Raw genomic sequence first — 18,898 nt, forward strand, 5'->3', positions numbered from 1 at the left:
AATTCTCTTAATGATCTTCTTACTGGTTCGTCACCAGCAAGCTAGGTCGGCTATATTACTCTTAATCTCTTAAAAGTCAACAGGTAATTTCGATATTTTTAAAACTTATCTCTCAAACCAACTTACCATCAAATTCACTGCTCAAAGCAACTAACTCAATCACAAGTAACTGTTTTTCAACAAGTTTCTATCTGCATCACCGCCGATGGATGTGCATTATAGATGATTAAGATCCCTTTGCAAGGGGTATTTCAGCCTTTTTCACTTGAGTGCCGTTTTTTTCTACTATTTTGCGAAAAAAGTGATATATGTGGCTTTTTTTTAGGCATTTTCATTACTTTTTATTAGTTTTTATATTTAAGAATTTAGGACATTTTTAATTTTCTATATCTTCAATAGACGTTATAGACATATATAGTCCCTTAATTCTAAAGAATCTAAAGAATCTAAAGAATCTAAAGAATCTAAAGAATCTAAAGAATCTAAAGAATCTAAAGAATCTAAAGAATCTAAAGAATCTAAAGAATCTAAAGAAATAATAGAGTAAATACTCTACCCTGCTTTATATTTCTTATTATTTTTAATTTAATTCTTTAACTATTAATTATGTTTAGATGGTTCCACGTGGAACGCTTTAATTGATTTTGTGATCCAGAAATAAAAAAAGCAGGATTACTCCTGCTTTTTTAATCTATAAATTTTTTATTAGTCAGTGAAAATTACACGTGCAATTGCTTTTTTACCTGATTGAATAATAAAGCTTCCGTTTTCTTTTACAGAGAAGCTTGCATCAACAGCATTCCAGTCAACTTTTACCGCACCACGAGCAACCGCATCTTTTGCCGCAGCTGCATTTGGGTTTAGCCCCGCTACACGTAAAATCGTGGCAATAAAGATTTCTCCTCCAAACTCACCAAGTGAAATAGTCACTTCTGGTGTGTCTTCAGGTACTTCACCTTCTGTAATACGGTTACCAGCACTCTTATGGGCATTAGCAGCAGCTTCTGCATCATGGAAGCGTTCAACTAACTCAAGCGCAAGGATACGTTTTACTTCTTGCGGATTACGACCAGCAGCAATTTCATCTAATAGAGCTTTGATCTCATCAAGAGATTTGAAGCTTAATAAATCGAAATAGCGTTCAATTAAAGAGTCTGGCATTGATAAAACTTTTTGGTACATGGCCCCTGGTGTATCAAATACACCAATATAGTTACCTAAAGATTTAGACATTTTATTTACGCCATCTAGACCTTCTAGAATCGGCACAGTGATACACACTTGAGATTCTTGGCCATAACGGCTTTGTAAAGTACGACCCATAAGTAAGTTAAAGGTCTGGTCTGTACCGCCTAACTCAACGTCAGCTTCAAGCGCAATTGAGTCATAACCTTGAACTAAAGGATATAAAAACTCATGAATTGCAATCGGCTGATGATTGCTATAACGCTTAGTAAAGTCATCACGCTCTAACATACGTGATACGGTTTGCTGACTTGCTAATTGAATAAGGTCAGCAGCAGACTTTTGATTAAACCATTCTGAGTTAAAACGTACTTTTGTTTTATTCGGATCTAATATTTTGAAAACTTGTTCTTGATAAGTTTTAGCATTGGCTTCTACTTGTTCACGTGACAACGGCGGACGAGTTGCGCTTTTACCAGTTGGGTCACCAATCATCGCTGTATAGTCACCAATTAAGAAGGTAACCTCATGGCCCAAGTCTTGGAAAGTTTTTAGTTTATTAATAAGAACCGTATGTCCTAAATGTAAATCTGGTGCTGTAGGGTCAAAACCAGCTTTAATTTTAAGAGGGCGATTCTCTTTAAGCTTTTTCAGTAAATCTTCTTCTGAAATAATTTCGTGCGTGCCTCGTTGGATGAGGGCAAGCTGTTCTTCGGCGGGCAAGAAATTTGACATCACAAAACCTAAACACATCAGTTATTCAATTTGTGCGATATACTAACATTTTTTCAGCGTCTTGCAGGGGAAGTTGCATATGAGCGCAATCTATATCGGCGTAATGACTGGCACTAGTATGGATGGTGTGGATATTGTTGCGGCTTCATTTGAGCCACTACAGCTTCATGCCACTCTTACAGTTCCATTCGAACCCGAGTTACGTGATGAGCTTATGGCATTAACTTTACCTGATGACAATGAAATTGACCGCATGGGTAAAGCTGATGTTGCTCTAGCCCAAATGATTGGTCATGGGATTAATACTCTCATTGAAAAGCACCAATTAGACCGTAGCCAAATAAAAGCAATTGGGTCACACGGGCAAACCATTCGTCATCGTCCAGAACATGGCTTTACGTTACAAATTGGTGATCCAAACATCATTACTGAAATCACTCAGATTCCGGTTGTTTCAGATTTCCGTCGTAGAGATATGGCAGCAGGTGGTCAAGGAGCGCCATTGGTTCCGGCTTTCCATCAAGCATTATTTCAACATCCAAGTATTCATCGTGTAATTTTGAATTTGGGTGGTATTGCTAATGTGAGTATGCTGCCTGCCAATAACAGTGACGGCGTATTTGGTTTTGATACAGGTCCTGCAAATATTTTGATGGATGCTTGGTGCCATCGCCATACAGGTCATCCATATGATGAAAATGGTGACTGGGCAGCTTATGGTCATCCTATCCGCTCTTTACTCGACCGTCTCCATGCCCACGAGTATTTTTCTAAAGAACCGCCTAAGAGCACAGGACGTGAAGACTTTAATATTGACTGGTTGGATGATCAGTTAATCGATTGGCGAAATGATTTAACTTATGATGAGTTAGAAGATACCCCTGAAAACATTCAAGCAACCCTATTAAAACTTACTGTTCGTGCAATTCAAAAAGCAATTTATCGCTCTGAGATGGAAACAGGTGAAGTATATGTTTGTGGTGGTGGAGCTTATAACTCTTATTTACTAGAACAATTACGTTGGCGTTTACGTAAACATAATTGGTCTGTTCAACCTACCGATGTGTTAGGACTTTCCCCTACTTGGGTCGAGGCTACAGCATTTGCATGGTTAGCAATGCGCTTTGTAGATGGTTTAAGTGGAAATTTGCCAGCAGTCACAGGCGCTTCGGATTTCAGAATCCTAGGTACGATCACAGCAGTATAAAACTATTTATTGATTTGTTTGGTTAGATTCGACCTCATAGCACATTTACTGACCCGAAATGCTGTTATGTAAATGAGCATAAAAACTCATGATAAATGCCGATAAAAATAATTTAAGGCATGTTTGTATGGATCTGACCAAACGTATTCATCAATATACACGCGGGGCTTGGACATTCGATGTGATTGATTCAGGCCCTATAGATGCTCCTCTCGTTGTTTTATTGCATGGTTTTCCAGAAACTGCTCATAGTTGGGAGCAGACTTCGGAATTATTGCATGAGCATCAATTTAGAACACTTGCGATTCATCAACGTGGTTATAGTTTAAATGCTAGGCCTCAAAGCCGATTTAAATATTCATTGAGTGAACTTGTAGAAGATGTGGCAAGTTTAATCGAACAGCTTGGCCAGCCAGTTTATTTAATTGGGCATGACTGGGGCTCGGCAATTGCTTCAGGCGTTGCTATGAAGTATCCACAATATATTCAACATCTCACTTTAGTTTCTGTACCTCATCAAGCTGCATTTTTAAAAGCTTGTTTAAGCAGTAGACAACTTTTTAAATCTTATTATTTTGCAATTTTTCAGTTACCGATTCTGCCCGAACTTTTATTTAAAAAGATACCTAAATTGGGTCGTAAGTTTCTAAAGTCATCAGGAATGACTGAACAGCAAATTGCGATATTTGAGGCTGAGTTTATAAAGGAAAATAGATTAACCACGGCGTTGAATTGGTATCGTGGCTTTTTTTGGGACAAACCTCAAAATCCGTTTAAAGCCATAGATGTCCCCACTCTTTTTATTTGGGGTAAACATGATATTGCCGTTACAGAAAAAAGCGCCGAGCTAAACTCACATTATTTTAAAAATAGTTATGAAGCAGTTTTTATGAATGCGTCGCACTGGATTCCATATCAGAATGCACCTGAACTGGTACAATACTTTTTAGAATCTGTCCTTAAAAAATAATGATTTGATCAATAAAAAAACCTCTCAAAATAGAGAGGTTTTTTAAATTTTAGAATTCTTTTAAATCGAGAATGAAGAACCACAACCACATGTTGTTGTTGCATTCGGGTTTTGTACGATAAAACGCGAACCTTCAAGACCTTCTACATAGTCAACTACTGAACCAATGAGGTATTGGTAGCTTAGTGAGTCAACCAGCATTTTCACATCACCATTTACGAATTCTGCATCATCTTCATTTACGCTTTCAGCAAAATTGAAGCCATACGAAAACCCTGAACATCCGCCTCCCGTTACATATACACGTAACATGAGATCGTCATTCCCTTCACTATCACGGAGTTGGCGTACCTTATTGGCAGCATTATCTGTCAAAACTAGAGCTTGGGCATTCATGATGATTGTTCCTCGGATTTTGCTGTGCCTTTCAAAATAAAAAAGACCCTATATTGAGTATAGCATAATCAATATAGGGTCTGTCTTCGAAGTTTAAAGCGAATCTTGAGTATTTTTATCAAGATTATTTGTAATTCTCGTCTTGTAAGCCACATTCGAAGTTTTTAGCATCTTGCTTACAACGGAATTGCCATAATAGTTTCATCATGCGTTTATCATATACACCACGTTGTGTAAGGTTAATTCGAGACTCACGCATGAGCTTTTGGTAGCCCGGTTTATCGGCTGCTGGGACATCCATCCAGTATTTTTGTGGAATATCAGCTTTCATTTTACCCAAGATGGTAAAAGCACGTGGTAACTGACCGGAAACCCATTCCCTAGATTTCTGGCCAAAACCAGCTGGGAACTTATCAGGACGGATAATAATATTTCCTGTGACCTGTAAGATTGGATAATTCACGATCGCACCTTTTGTTCCTAAACCTTTTTGTAGTTCCAAAGGTTTAAATGCTGCTGCTGGCGCACCAATAATATCAACTTGATGGTTATTAAATTTCGCACCAAAATTTGTTACATCAGCACTAACCGCCTGTGCCCCGACCTGCTGAACCATAATTTTTTGTGCTTCATCATAGTCAAGAACAGCAATTTTCTTACCTGCGGCTTTCGCTACTGTATTGATACTACGGTCATTTACTAAAAGGTAAGCATCACCAACCGGAATAACACCGACGACCTCATAGCGACCATTCACCATATATTTACTAAAAGTCGGACTTGCTAAACCTTGCATCACTTTTACAGCAAGCTTGAGGTCAGGAATCGCTCCAATTGCGTCTAATGAACCAGTAAATGAGTTAAATTGACGCCCGCGCATCCCTGACACGCTAATACCATCACATTTACCCGCTTTAAAATCTTCAGCAATCACGGCTTCATTCTGGTTTACTTTAAGCTCGATATCAGCTCCCCAGTTTTTTGCGGCAAGTTGATAATCCTTCATCAGCGCATAAACGTCGCCATTTTTTCCAACGAAGTCAAAAACACATACTGTTTGTTTAGCCTCGGCTGCAAAAGAAACTGTGGTAAGTCCCATCGCAAGTAATAGCGTTTTGGAAAATTGCATATTCTTTTTCCTTTCCTTGTGGAGTTTTTGTTTTTCGATACCAAGAAATTTCACACCATCAGGTATGAATCGGATAGGCTTCATATAAAAATCATGATGGAATATTTGTATAGACCGTTTTTGCTTTTATGATTTTATTTCCCTGAAAAATAGATAGCGAATGACCTATCTATTAGCAATTATTTTAATCACTCAAGTCCTTGATCCATTTTTATACCTTCATGTTTCCTTATGAAGTTTTTATCTAAATTTAGCTTAACGTCTTTCTATTTATCCACAATGGCAGAACTGACAGCGCATATAAAACAAAAAGCCTAGAACTCAGTCTAGGCTTTTTTAGAAAAATTAAGATTATTCACCAGGCATTGAACATTCAAAGTTAGCCTTGTCTACAGAACAACGTGCTTTTTTAAGTACAGACATCATTCCAGCATCGTAAACACCGCGTTTAGTTAAGTCCATACGGCCATCACGCAACATTTTTTGATACTTAAGTTTGTCTTCTGCACTTAAGTTCATTTTGTATTTGCCAGGAATTTGCGCTTCTAAACGGTTGATCATTGCAAAGCTCTTCGGTAACTGTTTAACAAACCAGTCACGAGATTTTTGACCAAAACCAGCTGGGAATTTATCAGAACGTAATACTAGATCTGCTGTAACGTGTAATACAGGGAAATTCCACATTACACCGTTTGCGCCTAAACCTTTATTTAATTCTAATGGTTTGTAAGCATAAGCAGGCGCACCTACCATATCTACCTGACCATTGTTAAATTTAGCAGCAAAGTTTGAGATATCAGAAAGAACTGCTTGAGCACCTACACGTTGCACCATAATTTTTTGTGCATCGTCATAGCCAAGTACAGCGAATTTTTTACCCGCAGCTTTTTCAACAGAGTTAATGTTTTTGTCGCGTACGAAAATGAATGCTGAACCTAGCGGAGAAATACCAGCAACTTCGTATTTTTTACCACCCATATTTGTGGTCATTTTTGCTGCATTACGCGCATCTAATACATAAGTAATTGCACGTTGAGCGATTTGGTTATTTGGAACACCACCAAGTGAGTCGATAGATCCTGCGAATTTGTTATATTGGCGTGCACGCATTGCTGTCATTGCTACAGCATCACATTTACCCGCTTTAAAATCATTATCGGCAACAGCCTCGTCCTGACGAGGAACTAAGTTAATTTCAGTACCCCAGCCTTTTGCAGCAAGAGCCCATTCTTCCATCATTTTATATGAGTCGCCTGCTTTTCCTAAGAGGTCGAATACACATACGGTACTCGCTGCTTGCGCTGAAGCAGAAAAACCAACAACAGAAGCGGCAGCCATAGCAAGTACGATTTTTTTCATTTTCTTCATCCTTCCACGGAACAGATTTTTTGTTTGAAGTTTCCTTTCAAACACAGATATTAATCATGTTTTTTAGAAAAAAATAGAGCTTTTACTCAAATATTTTTATCTCATTGAACCATTGTTTGTTGGTTTTAAATTATTTATTAAAAGGAAAAATCGCTAATTTTCCGTAAGTTATTTTTTATATTCACAATTTTCATACCCATATTCAGCTTTGAAATATATGTAGCGTTTTTGTGTTTAAAAAATAAACTACTCTCCATTAAGCGTACATTCAAAATTTGTCCGTTCAACTGTACAGCGGGCACGCTTTAGCACACTCATCATTGTTGCATCGTATACACCTTGTTTTGTTAAGCTGAGGCGACCTTCACGTAAAATTTTTTGATACTTGGTTTTATCTTCTACTGAAAAATTAATTTTAATTTTTGAGGGTACACCCATTTCTAGCCGCTTTATCATGGCAAAATTCTGAGGTAATTTTTGTATAAACCAAGTACGTGACTTTATACCGAAATCTGTAGGGAACTTATCACTTCGGGCAATTAAATCACCTGTGACGTTAACCACGGGGAAAGTAAACATTGCCCCTTTTACTCCCACCCCTTTACCAATCTCTAAAGGTTTATAAGCATAGGCTGGTGCCGCAATTGCATCGACTTGGCCACTATTAAACTTTTTCACAAAATCGGTAATTTCTGAAGGAATGGGCTGAGCGCCAACGCTTTCCACCATAATTTTTTGTGCTGCGTCATATTGCAAAATAGCAAACTTAGTCCCACGTACTTTTTCAATTGAATTAAGGTTTTTATCTCTCACAAATAAATAAGCTAATCCAATCTGGACAATACCAACGACCTCGTAATTAGTTCCATTTTGTGCAGTCACCAGGCGATGTTTATTACGCTTATCTAAAACATAACTAATAGCTTTTTGAGCAATTGCATTACTGGTTACCCCTCCAATCGCATCAATTGAACCTGCAAATTTATTATAATTTCGCGCCCGCATGGAGGTCATATAAGCGGCGTCACACTTACCTTCACGCAGTCTACGGTCAACTAAGCTTTCATCTTGAAATGGAATTAAAGTGATATCTGCTTGCCATTCTTTCGCTGCAAGCGCCCACTCTTCCATCATTTTATAGGACTCACCTGACTTTCCTAATAAATCAAACACACAGACACTTTGTCCTGCATGTACTGTCCCCACAGCACAGCAAAATGCTGCACCAATTATCCCCAATCTTTTTTTCATTTGACTTTCCTTAGTCTAGTTTTATTAGTAGCTCATTAATCAACCAAATTTCAAACTGTTTTTATTTTAGCCATATTTTTTTAAAAGTATTCTATCTTGTTCAATATTTTGAAAATTTCGGATGAATAGCGAAATTTAGAATGTCTAGATATATCTAATTATTAATACCTACTCACTAAAATCCGGAAAGTTTTGTTTTCATCGGCAGTTCTCTTTAAAATACAGCATCCCTAACTCACCTCGATACAATAAGATGATTCAATTTGACCAAGTTTCTTTACGCCGCGGTGGACGTATTCTATTTCAAAAAGCGTCTATGCAATTACACCCAGGTTGGAAGATTGGTCTAACTGGGGTAAATGGTGCAGGTAAATCGACCTTATTTGCTGCATTACTTGGAAGTTTAGGTGCAGATGAAGGTTCACTTACTCGTCCTTCAGGCTGGACCGTGGCGCATATGGCGCAAGAAGTAAAAGCCCTAGATATGCCTGCAATTGATTTTGTTCTTTCAGGTGATGAAGAGTTTTGGGATATTCAAAATAAGCTTGCTCAACCAGATCAACTAAGTGATTTTGAATTGGCTAAATTGCATGGCCGCTTCGATGAAATTCATGGTTATTCAGCGCCCTCTAAAGCTGCGCAGCTCATGGCAGGCCTTGGTTTTCTAGAAAATCAATTACGTTTGAATGTTGAGAGCTTCTCGGGTGGATGGCGTATGCGTTTAAATTTAGCGCGTACCCTCATGAGTCGTTCTGATCTACTCTTACTGGATGAGCCAACAAACCACTTAGATTTGGATGCAATTCTGTGGTTAGAAGATTGGCTTAAAGCCTATGAAGGTACACTCATTCTAATTTCGCATGACCGCGACTTTTTAGATGCGATTACAGATCATATTCTTCACATTGAAAATCAAGAACTCACACTTTACACCGGAAACTACTCTACATTTGAAACCACACGTAGTGAACGTCTTGCCCAGCAACAACAAGCTTTTGAAAAGCAGCAAGAAACACGTGCTCACTTACAAAAGTTTATTGATCGTTTTAAAGCAAAAGCGACTAAAGCTCGTCAGGCACAAAGTCGTATTAAACAACTTGAGCGCATGCAGCAACTTGCACCAGCCCATGTAGATACGCCGTTTACTTTTAGTTTCCGTGAACCAACTAAAATGAGTTCACCTTTGCTGACTTTAGACAACGCCAGCATTGGTTATGGTGATAAGCAAATAGCCGAAAAAATCAGATTACAAATTACGCCAAACTCACGTATTGGTTTACTGGGTATGAACGGCGCAGGTAAGTCAACATTGATTAAGAGCTTGGTAGGTGATTTACCACTCTTGGCAGGTGAACGTAAAGCTTCCGAGCTGCTTAATATTGGTTACTTTGCGCAGCACCAGATGGATGCTTTAGATGGTCACGCTAGCCCAATGCTACAGCTTGCACGTATAGCAGATAAACAAATTAGTGAAGCCACTTTACGTTCATTCTTAGGTAGTTTCGGATTTAGTGGTGAACGCATGGATACACCATGCGAAAGCTTTTCTGGTGGAGAACGTGCTCGTTTAGCCCTAGCACTCATTGTATGGCAGCGTCCAAATGTTTTAATTCTCGATGAACCGACGAACCATTTAGATCTTGATATGCGTCATGCACTGAGCATGGCATTACAAGATTTTGAAGGTGCCGTTGTTCTGGTTTCCCACGAACGTCAACTTATTGCAAGTGTATGTGATGAGCTTCTTTTAGTACACGGCGGTAAATGTACTGAGTTCGAGGGTGATTTACAGGACTATGCTAAATGGCTACGTGAAGCACGTCAGCAGCAAATCAATGCTCAGACTGCGGCACAGAATAATTCGTCCTCTGCCGCTCCAGCGCCTGCTAAAGTTGATAAAGAAGCGCAGCGTAAAGAAGCAGCTCGCCGTCGTGAACAGACTCGACCTATTCGTAAAAATATTGAAAAGGTTGAATCACAAATTGAAAAGCTACAATCACAGCTCGCCAAAATTGAAGAATCCTTAGCAGACACATCTTTATATGAGGCTGCACGTAAAGACGATTTACTCAAACTTATGAATGAACAGACTGAGCTGAAGGCTAAACTTGAGCAACATGAAGAGCAGCTTTTAGAACTCATGATGGAGTTAGAAGAAATGGAAGCTTCTTTTGATTAATCTGTTTTCTAAAATAAAAAAGCCGATTTCTTAATCGGCTTTTTTATTAATTAGTAAGGGGTATAAAAAGCCCCTAATTCATTTAAATTGCTATTTACAGGTAAAGGCCAAATATCGCTTGATAAGCTGTCAGCAATATATAAATCGTATCCGCCTCGACTCCCTGTTTGTCCTGCAAGAGATACCACCATGTAACGCTGATCTAAAGGAGCTGGATCGGAAGTATCATAATTAATATTGTTAAATGGCAAACGTGTAGTTTGTTTATTAGCCATATCATAAATATAGATCTGGTCATGAGGATTTGTTGGGCTATACCAGCGCACATATAAGAACCGACTTCCTTGCCACCATACTGGATAATATGAAGCGATATTGGTCAGCTGTGTATCATAAGCACCCGACTGATCAATACTAAAAATTCTAGAATTATTTCCAGCACCTTTTGCATACAAAATTTGAGTGGTATTCACCATCGGATAAGGCATCGATTCTTCTATATCCCAACCATTTTGAGTCACAGAAGTCATCGTCCGATCCGTCATTTTAATGATTTTTAGATCGCCATTTTGTTTAAAAATAATACGCTGGTTATCTATAAATTTAGGGTCTTCATCGCGCTTATTATTGCCTTGAGTTAAGTTAATAGGTAACTCAGTGCTTCCGACCTTCCACACATATACATCCCATGCATCACCATAATGCTGTCCAGAATTCACTCCCATAAACGTTAACCATTTTCCATCTGGAGAGAAATGGCCATTCATCATATGGTCAATTTTCCAATTTGCGCCGAGTAATGTGGTCTGCTGTGTTGTGAAGTTATAAAGATAAAGCTTACTGTCCCATGCCTCATAATCACTATAACGATGAAATACTAATTTTCCATAAAAGGTGGGGGCTATCGCAGCATGCAGTTGAAATAAACAATTAAAAAATATGATTCCAATGCATAAGAGTTTTTGTATTTTTTTCATAATTATATTTCCTATTGTTATTAGAAAGTACCGCATAGAGAATATAACTTCGAATAGTTTACTTGTTAAACAAAATACTTTTTTCGGATACAAAAAAGGGCTAATGATGATTAGCCCTTTACCATAAAAAATCAATTATCTAAATTTTTTATGATTTTCATTTCGTATTTTGACTAAATTAATTGCTTCAGTTTTGGCTTGATCTAATTGTCCTTGCTCAACTAAAACAGTTACTTTATCAATTTCGGCAACAAGCTGATCTAAACCAGCTTGGTACTCTTTTACCTTTACATTTTCTGATGGCAAACCTTCGAGTTTATGCGGCAAATATTGCTTAGAAGAAACTGCTGCTTCACGCATTACAACAAGCTGTTTTTTTGCGTTATCAGCATCTTTCGCTTCAGCAAATGCTTTAGTACTCTTAGCTAAAGTTTTCATATTCGTTTCTAGGTCTGCCGCCCAAACAGCAGAACTTCCTAAAAACACACATGAAATTAATAGGCTAGCTAATAATTTCTGACTCATCATTCTCTCCCTAGACTGATTTAGAATCATGTTATGAATTAAGCATCAATATCCGCATTTAAAGCATTCTCTTCAATGAATGCACGACGTGGTTCAACATCATCACCCATTAAGCAAGAGAACATACGATCTGCTTCAATCGCATCATCAATTGTCACCTGCAACATATTACGGTTTTCAGGATCCATTGTTGTTTCCCATAACTGTTCAGCATTCATCTCTCCAAGACCTTTATAGCGTTGGATCATCATACCGCGGCGTGAATCTTGTAAAATATGTTGCCAAACTTGATGGAAATTAGCCACTTGAATACGGCGGTCGCCTTTTTGTAAAAAAGCACCCTCTTCAAGTAAAGTGAACCAACTCTTCGAGTTTTTTAATAAACGTGCATATTCAGCTGAATTCAATAAAGCTGCATCAAGCAAATACGCATGCGGCAGATTATGAACATAGACAGTAATACGCGGCCAATAATGCGCAGATTTTTCACCTTGAGCATTTTCACGCTCAAATGCCTCTAAAGAGATTTCTGGACGTAAACTTGGCTGTAATCTGGTAATGATATTGCGTACCTGATCTGCCCATTGTTGTACATAAGCTTCATCATGGTTTTGATCACTCTTGAATGCTTCTACTTCAAGTAAAGCATCAAGTAAGCTAGCTGGATAACGTAAAGTTAAGCGCTGTAAGCTCTTTTGTGAAACTTGGTAGTCTTGGATCACTTTCGCCAGTGCTTCACCTGTAATTGCAGGTGCTTCAGCATTGGTATGCAAAGATAGCTCATCAATCGCATTTGAGATGAGATAAGTTTCTAAAGCATCATTATCTTTGATGTATTGTTCTTGCTTACCTTTCTTCAATTTATACAAAGGTGGCTGAGCAATATAAATATGACCACGCTCAACCAACTCCGGCATTTGACGGAAGAAGAACGTTAACAACAAGGTACGGATGTGCGAACCATCGACGTCGGCATCGGTCATGATAATGATTTTATGATAGCGAAGCTTATCAGGGTTATATTCTTCACGACCAATACCACAGCCAAGTGCAGTGATTAAAGTACCGACTTCCTGACTAGAAATCATTTTGTCAAAGCGTGCACGTTCAACGTTCAGGATTTTACCTTTCAACGGTAAAATAGCCTGCATTTTACGATTACGACCTTGCTTAGCACTACCACCAGCAGAGTCACCCTCGACTAGATATAATTCAGAAAGTGCCGGGTCTTTTTCCTGACAATCTGCCAATTTACCTGGTAAACCTGCAATATCAAGTGCACTCTTACGACGTGTCATTTCACGCGCCTTACGTGCAGCATCACGTGCACGCGCAGCATCAATAATTTTACCGGCAATTGATTTTGCAGCTTGCGGATTTTCAAGTAAGTAAGCAGAGAACTCTTTGTTCATTGCTTGCTCAACCGCTGGTTTTACTTCACTCGATACTAGTTTTTCTTTAGTTTGAGAAGAGAACTTCGGATCAGGTACTTTGACCGAAATAATCGCGGTTAAACCTTCACGGGCATCATCACCTGTCACATTGACTTTTTCTTTCTTGAGAATGTTTTCATTTTCAAGATATTGGTTAAGACCACGTGTTAAAGCCGCACGGAAACCTGCTAAATGAGTACCGCCATCCTTTTGAGGAATATTGTTGGTAAAACAACGCACGTTTTCTTGATAACTTTCATTCCACTGTAATGCAACTTCTACACCAATACCGTTTTCTGTATCAGCAGTGAAATGGAAAATCTCGTTTAGATGAGTTTTACCTTCGTTAATGTATTTTACAAACTCAGATAAACCACCTTCGTAGTCATATACGTGCTCAAGGTTAATACGTTCATCACGTAAAACAATACGCACGCCCGCGTTTAAAAATGAAAGCTCTCGTAAACGACGCGCTAAAATTTCAACGTTAAAAATAGTTTGACTAAAAGTTAGTTCACTTGGCCAAAAACGTACAGTTGTACCACTGCTATCCGTTTCACCAATCACACGTAATGGATATTGCGGATCACCGTGGTGATACTCTTGTTCGTGCACTTGGCCAGCGCGATTAATAATTAAATGCAATTTACTTGAAAGCGCATTTACAACTGAAACGCCTACGCCGTGCAAACCACCTGAAACTTTATAGCTGTTGTCGTCAAACTTACCGCCTGCGTGCAAGATCGTAAGAATTACTTCCGCTGCAGACACCCCTTCTTCAGGGTGGATATCTGTTGGAATACCACGGCCATTATCAGAAACACTTACCGATTCATCTTCGTGAATTGTGACAATAATTTCGTCACAATGCCCAGCTAAAGCTTCATCGATTGCGTTATCGACAACCTCGAATACCATATGGTGTAAACCGGTACCGTCGTCTGTATCCCCAATATACATACCCGGACGTTTACGAACTGCATCTAATCCACGTAATACTTTAATACTAGAGGAATCATAAGCCTTTTCATTGGTTTGTTCTGTTTGAGAGGCTGATTGAGACTCTGAACTCATGGTTTCTCCCTAGCAAATATAGGTTTATTCAAAGATGGGTAACATCAAAAAATTATGGTGAAGCAAGACTAACTTGACCGGATTCAACATTGAATAATTGATATGAAATAGACAGATCATGTAAGTGTTTTTTTACCGATGCATGATCTAAAGTTGTCATAAAAACCTGGCTACCAAGTTGGCTTAATCGTTCAATTAAACGTTGTTGTGCGGTTAAGTCTAATTCTGCTGTCAGATCATCTAATAATACCACAGTTTCCTTATTACTCGCATGTAACATTGCAATTTGTGACAGTTTTAAAGCAATAATCAAGAGTTTTTTCTGACCTCTTGATAAAACTACATCAGCATGTCCAAACGGGGTTTTTAAGCGCAAATCTGCACGATGTGGGCCATATTCGGTATAGCGTCGTTCGATGTCTTTTTGGTGTTGATTCAGCAAGTCTTGCATGAGTCCCTGCTCTGTATGAAAACCAGGACTATATTCCAGTTCAATCTCTAGATCAGGTAGCAATTGACTTAAATCATTTTGAAAAAAGACATTCCATTGTTCCACAATACTTAAACGCTGAGAGTGTAAAATTTCACCATAATCACTCAACATTTTATTCCACGGCTCTAAATCCGCTAGAGAAATATTCCGTCTGGTTTTAAGTAAAGTATTACGCTGCTTTAATGCACGAGAATAATATTGCCAAGCAAAATAAAACTCAGGTTCCACGTGGAACATCAGCCAATCTAAAAGCTGGCGCCGAGGTTTCGCCCCATGGTCAATAATATCTGTACTTTGTGGATCAATATGCTGCAAAGGAAGCAGTTTAGCGAGTTGTCCTTGTGTAGCCACTGTATCGCCATTGACCTTCATCAACTGCTCACCAGAGGCCAACTTTTGCATGCCAATTTTTTCAGTTGCAGATTGCGCGAAAACAATCGCATCTTCAGCAGAGTATTGAATATAATTTTTAGGTATGTGGGTGCGGAACGACCGCCCTGTTGCAAGCAAATGGATTGCTTCCAGTATTGAAGTTTTTCCTGAACCGTTAGCGCCATAAAATACATTAAACGGTTGCAACCCTTGGAGTGCAACCGTTTTTAAATTACGCACACGTTCAATATTTAAACGCGTAAGATGCATATTAGATAGCCAGATTATACACGCATCGGCATAACGACATAGGTTTGATCAGGATGTGCCGGATCTTGAACCAATACAGATTGATTTGCCTCAGTCATGCTCATATTTACATCATCACCATCAAGCACACCTAAAACATCCAGCAAATATTGCGCATTAAATGACATTTCAAGCGGTATGTTTTGATACTGAATCGCTAAATCTTCAATCGCTTCGTCTTGTTCAGGGTTATTTGCACGTAGCTGTAAAGAATCTTGATTAAAATTCAAGAAAACACCACGTAATTTCTCATTACTCAAAATTGCGACGCGTTGTAATGATTGTTTGAACACATCATGGCTAATTAACACATGTTTATCGCCACCACGTGGAATTACACGACGATAATCAGGGAATTTTCCATCAATCAACTTTGTAGTAAAGCGAACAGTGATATCGCCCTGCTCTTTGTCACGGCTTGGCGTATTAATTGTGACATTTAACAATTCACGACCAATCAGCAACGTTAATTGTTCATCTTCAATGCTAAGTAAACGCTGTAATTCACCAACAGCTTTACGAGGCACAATTGCTTGGACCAATTGAGATGATGTAGAAGAAGCAGTAATTTCACAAAGTGCTAAACGGTGACCATCTGTTGTTACTGCACGCAATTGATTTTCATCAATTTCTAATAAAGTACCCGTTAAATAGAAGCGTACATCTTGTACGGCCATAGCAAAAGCCGTTTTTTCAAATAAACGCTTTAACTCACGTTGAGTGACCTGTACTTGTGTACCTTGACTATTTTCAGTGGTCAATAATGGATAATCTTCTGCCGGTAAAGTACCTAATACAAAACGGCTATTACCAGATTTTAAAATACATCTTTGATCTTCAGTAATTTGTAAGTCAATCAATGCAGCTGTAGGCAATGATTTACAAATTTCCATCAACTTACGAGCAGGAACAGTTGTTTCACCTGCTTCAATGCATGCCCCTTCTGTTAAAACAGTACTGGCAACCAGCTCAACTTCTAAATCAGAACCGGTAATGGTGAGTGCCTGAGCATTAGTCTGAATTTTGACGTTTGAAAGAATATTCAATGTATGACGACGTTCTACCGCACCGACAACATGCGATAAAACATTGAGTAAGCTTTCTTTAGCGATTTTCAAACGCACGATTCATTCCTCTAGCAACTTGGAGCAAATATTTCATTTTTTAGCTGTGTACTATGCTGCACTTACGTAGACTTTGCAACAACGTCTTATCATTTCATTAACTCTGGAGTAGACGCAGTAAATTTTTATAATCTTCGTCAAAAATCGGATCTTCTTCACGTAGACTTACTACTTTTTCGCAAGCATGCATCACTGTACTGTGGTCACGTCCACCAAAAGCCATTCCAATTTCGGGAAAACTATCACCAGTTAACTCACGAGCAAGTCCCATTGCTAACTGACGTGGTCGCGCATAGATTCGAGTCCGCTTTGGTCCTACCAATTCTTTTAAAGGAATACGGAAATATTCACTCACCACACGTTGGATATTTTCTACACTAATTGTACGTGCACGGATTGCCAACACATCTTTTAAAGACTCGCGGACAACATCAAGATCAATTGGTGCACCTTTAAAACGAGAAATTGCGACGACTTTATTGAGTGCACCTTCAAGTTCACGTACGTTGGCAACTACTTGTTGTGCAATAAATAATGCACAATTTCGAGGTAAATCAACGCCGCTATTTTCGGCTTTTTTCAATAGAATTTCGATACGAGTTTCAATATCTGGCGGTTCAACGCCTACAGAAAGTCCCCAAGAAAAGCGAGAAACCAAACGCGGGTCTAACTCGGTCAATTCTTTTGGATAACGATCTGAAGTTAAAATAATCTGTTTAGATTCATCAAGTAAAGCATTGAATGTATAGAAGAATTCAACCAAGCTGGCTTCTTTACCGGCTAAAAGATGAATATCATCGACCAACAATAAATCTAAAGAACGGCAATTTTTCTTAAATTCTTCAACTTTGCCTTTTTGCAAAGAACTTACAAAATCCTGAACAAAGCTCTCAGAGGTCATATACATCACCCGTGCATTAGGCTTGGCTTGCAATAAAGCATTACCAACTGCCTGCATCAAGTGAGTCTTACCCAATCCTGTCGGACCATATAAGAATAAAGGGTTATGCTGTGAAGCACCTAATTGTGTTAATACCTTTCTACATGTTTCAGCAGCCATCTGGTTCGAACGGCCTTCAACAAATAAAGAAAAAGTAAATTGGGGATTTAATAGTTTCTTTTTCGGTGTTTTTGGGTTCACTACACTATTAGTAGTAGGTGAACTGGAAATAGAATCTGGTTCTTTTTTTACTTTAATACTTTGTTGGGGCGCAGTTTGCAAAGCAGCAGTTGTAGTTGCTGGCTGCTCACCTGATGACAAAATACTACCAGGACGAGAATCAACTAAAATCTCAACCTGACGTACACGCCCTTCTGATAACTGTTCGGCCAATATAGAAATTAATTCTAGATGGTTCTCTTGAATGTAACGCGTCCAATAAGGATTAGGTGCATAAAGACGCAGTGTCCCTTCTACTTCTTCAGCAACTAATGGGCGAATCCACATCGCAAAGACGTTATCAGAGAGCTCTTGTCGCAAGCGAGTTAAGCAGTCTGTCCAAAGCATGTGTATCCCCTATTTCTGCGTTTTTAAATTCAAATAATCTAAAGATTAACCCTTCCTGATGAGAAGGGGTCGCCATTCTAACCAAGTTATCCACATCTGTCATGACGATTTCAGTTGATTTTGTCTAAAAAGAAATCTCTTGTGAATAAATTTAAATTCAAAATGGCTTGTGTATAACTTTTTGCACAACCTGTGGATAAATTAACACATAAACTTATCCACAATCCATAAATATAGTAAAAACAGAGTTATCAACAACTCAAATATATGTTTTTTAAATTTAAAAGTGCGAAATCCACAGAAAAAGTTATCCCTAATAAGAATAAATTTAAATTTCTAAATTTGAATTTATTTAATAGGGAGGTGATCTTTTGTGGATAACTGCAAAATATGAATTTAAATTCAAATACAGCAAATCCAAACCAAGATGGTATCTTGTTTTGTTGATAAATATGTATATAAGGTGTGTATATATTAAAAGTTCTAATAAAAATAGACAATTACTTTGTGTATAACTTTTAAAGCTATATATTGCACTGAATTATGACCGTGATAAAAAGAAGAGAAGAGATTAAAAATTTGGGTTAAATACAAAACTTTCTTGGTTTTTCATTGACAGCGTAAACATTGCACAATAAAATCGCGGACCTTTATAGAAAGATCA

14 protein-coding genes are annotated in these 18,898 nt (G+C 38.3%); 3 read left to right on the forward strand and 11 right to left on the reverse strand.

Annotated features, from left to right (window positions below; translation table 11 throughout):
* Positions 1-705: 705 nt before the first annotated feature.
* Positions 706-1,938, reverse strand: a complete 1,233-nt coding sequence (gene tyrS / locus RFW85_RS01435) for a tyrosine--tRNA ligase (RefSeq protein ID WP_002115433.1) — start codon at positions 1,936-1,938, stop codon at positions 706-708.
* Between the two features lie 61 nt (positions 1,939-1,999).
* Between tyrS and RFW85_RS01440 the strand changes: the two genes are divergently transcribed.
* Both RFW85_RS01440 and RFW85_RS01445 read left to right on the forward strand, forming a co-directional pair.
* Positions 2,000-3,127, forward strand: coding sequence for an anhydro-N-acetylmuramic acid kinase (locus tag RFW85_RS01440; RefSeq protein WP_017386211.1), 1,128 nt, complete (start codon positions 2,000-2,002; stop codon positions 3,125-3,127).
* A 127-nt stretch (positions 3,128-3,254) separates the two neighbouring features.
* Complete coding sequence (locus RFW85_RS01445) at positions 3,255-4,097, forward strand: alpha/beta fold hydrolase (protein ID WP_075384101.1); 843 nt, start codon at positions 3,255-3,257, stop codon at positions 4,095-4,097.
* Positions 4,098-4,157: 60 nt separating this feature from the next.
* Here RFW85_RS01445 and erpA read toward each other — a convergent pair whose 3' ends face one another.
* From erpA to RFW85_RS01465, 4 genes are all read right to left on the reverse strand, one after another.
* A complete protein-coding gene (gene erpA / locus RFW85_RS01450; RefSeq protein ID WP_002115421.1) occupies positions 4,158-4,493 on the reverse strand; it encodes an iron-sulfur cluster insertion protein ErpA in 336 nt (111 codons plus the stop codon).
* Between the two features lie 124 nt (positions 4,494-4,617).
* On the reverse strand, positions 4,618-5,622 hold the full coding sequence (locus RFW85_RS01455) for a putative solute-binding protein (protein ID WP_005804873.1): 1,005 nt from the start codon (positions 5,620-5,622) through the stop codon (positions 4,618-4,620).
* A gap of 351 nt (positions 5,623-5,973) precedes the next feature.
* Positions 5,974-6,981 (reverse strand): putative solute-binding protein, encoded by a 1,008-nt coding sequence (locus RFW85_RS01460; protein ID WP_002115480.1) that lies wholly within the window; start codon positions 6,979-6,981, stop codon positions 5,974-5,976.
* 255 nt (positions 6,982-7,236) lie between these two features.
* Complete coding sequence (locus RFW85_RS01465; protein WP_309171073.1) at positions 7,237-8,241, reverse strand: putative solute-binding protein; 1,005 nt, start codon at positions 8,239-8,241, stop codon at positions 7,237-7,239.
* A gap of 253 nt (positions 8,242-8,494) precedes the next feature.
* Between RFW85_RS01465 and RFW85_RS01470 the strand changes: the two genes are divergently transcribed.
* On the forward strand, positions 8,495-10,420 hold the full coding sequence (locus RFW85_RS01470; protein ID WP_309171074.1) for an ATP-binding cassette domain-containing protein: 1,926 nt from the start codon (positions 8,495-8,497) through the stop codon (positions 10,418-10,420).
* A gap of 50 nt (positions 10,421-10,470) precedes the next feature.
* On the opposite strand, the gene RFW85_RS01475 is transcribed toward RFW85_RS01470, so the two are convergent.
* From RFW85_RS01475 to dnaA, 6 genes are all read right to left on the reverse strand, one after another.
* On the reverse strand, positions 10,471-11,397 hold the full coding sequence (locus RFW85_RS01475) for a hypothetical protein (RefSeq protein WP_309171075.1): 927 nt from the start codon (positions 11,395-11,397) through the stop codon (positions 10,471-10,473).
* Positions 11,398-11,532: 135 nt separating this feature from the next.
* Positions 11,533-11,925, reverse strand: coding sequence for a cytochrome b562 (cybC, locus tag RFW85_RS01480; RefSeq protein ID WP_023187717.1), 393 nt, complete (start codon positions 11,923-11,925; stop codon positions 11,533-11,535).
* A 35-nt stretch (positions 11,926-11,960) separates the two neighbouring features.
* Complete coding sequence (gene gyrB, locus RFW85_RS01485; RefSeq protein ID WP_309171076.1) at positions 11,961-14,429, reverse strand: DNA topoisomerase (ATP-hydrolyzing) subunit B; 2,469 nt, start codon at positions 14,427-14,429, stop codon at positions 11,961-11,963.
* 52 nt (positions 14,430-14,481) lie between these two features.
* On the reverse strand, positions 14,482-15,564 hold the full coding sequence (gene recF / locus RFW85_RS01490; RefSeq protein ID WP_002115479.1) for a DNA replication/repair protein RecF: 1,083 nt from the start codon (positions 15,562-15,564) through the stop codon (positions 14,482-14,484).
* 14 nt (positions 15,565-15,578) lie between these two features.
* Positions 15,579-16,727, reverse strand: a complete 1,149-nt coding sequence (gene dnaN / locus RFW85_RS01495; protein WP_002115478.1) for a DNA polymerase III subunit beta — start codon at positions 16,725-16,727, stop codon at positions 15,579-15,581.
* A 97-nt stretch (positions 16,728-16,824) separates the two neighbouring features.
* Positions 16,825-18,234 (reverse strand): chromosomal replication initiator protein DnaA, encoded by a 1,410-nt coding sequence (gene dnaA / locus RFW85_RS01500; RefSeq protein ID WP_002115442.1) that lies wholly within the window; start codon positions 18,232-18,234, stop codon positions 16,825-16,827.
* Between the last annotated feature and the right edge of the window lie 664 nt (positions 18,235-18,898).

This window comes from Acinetobacter sp. 12966, from assembly GCF_031196995.1.
In the GTDB taxonomy this organism is placed as follows: domain Bacteria; phylum Pseudomonadota; class Gammaproteobacteria; order Pseudomonadales; family Moraxellaceae; genus Acinetobacter; species Acinetobacter geminorum.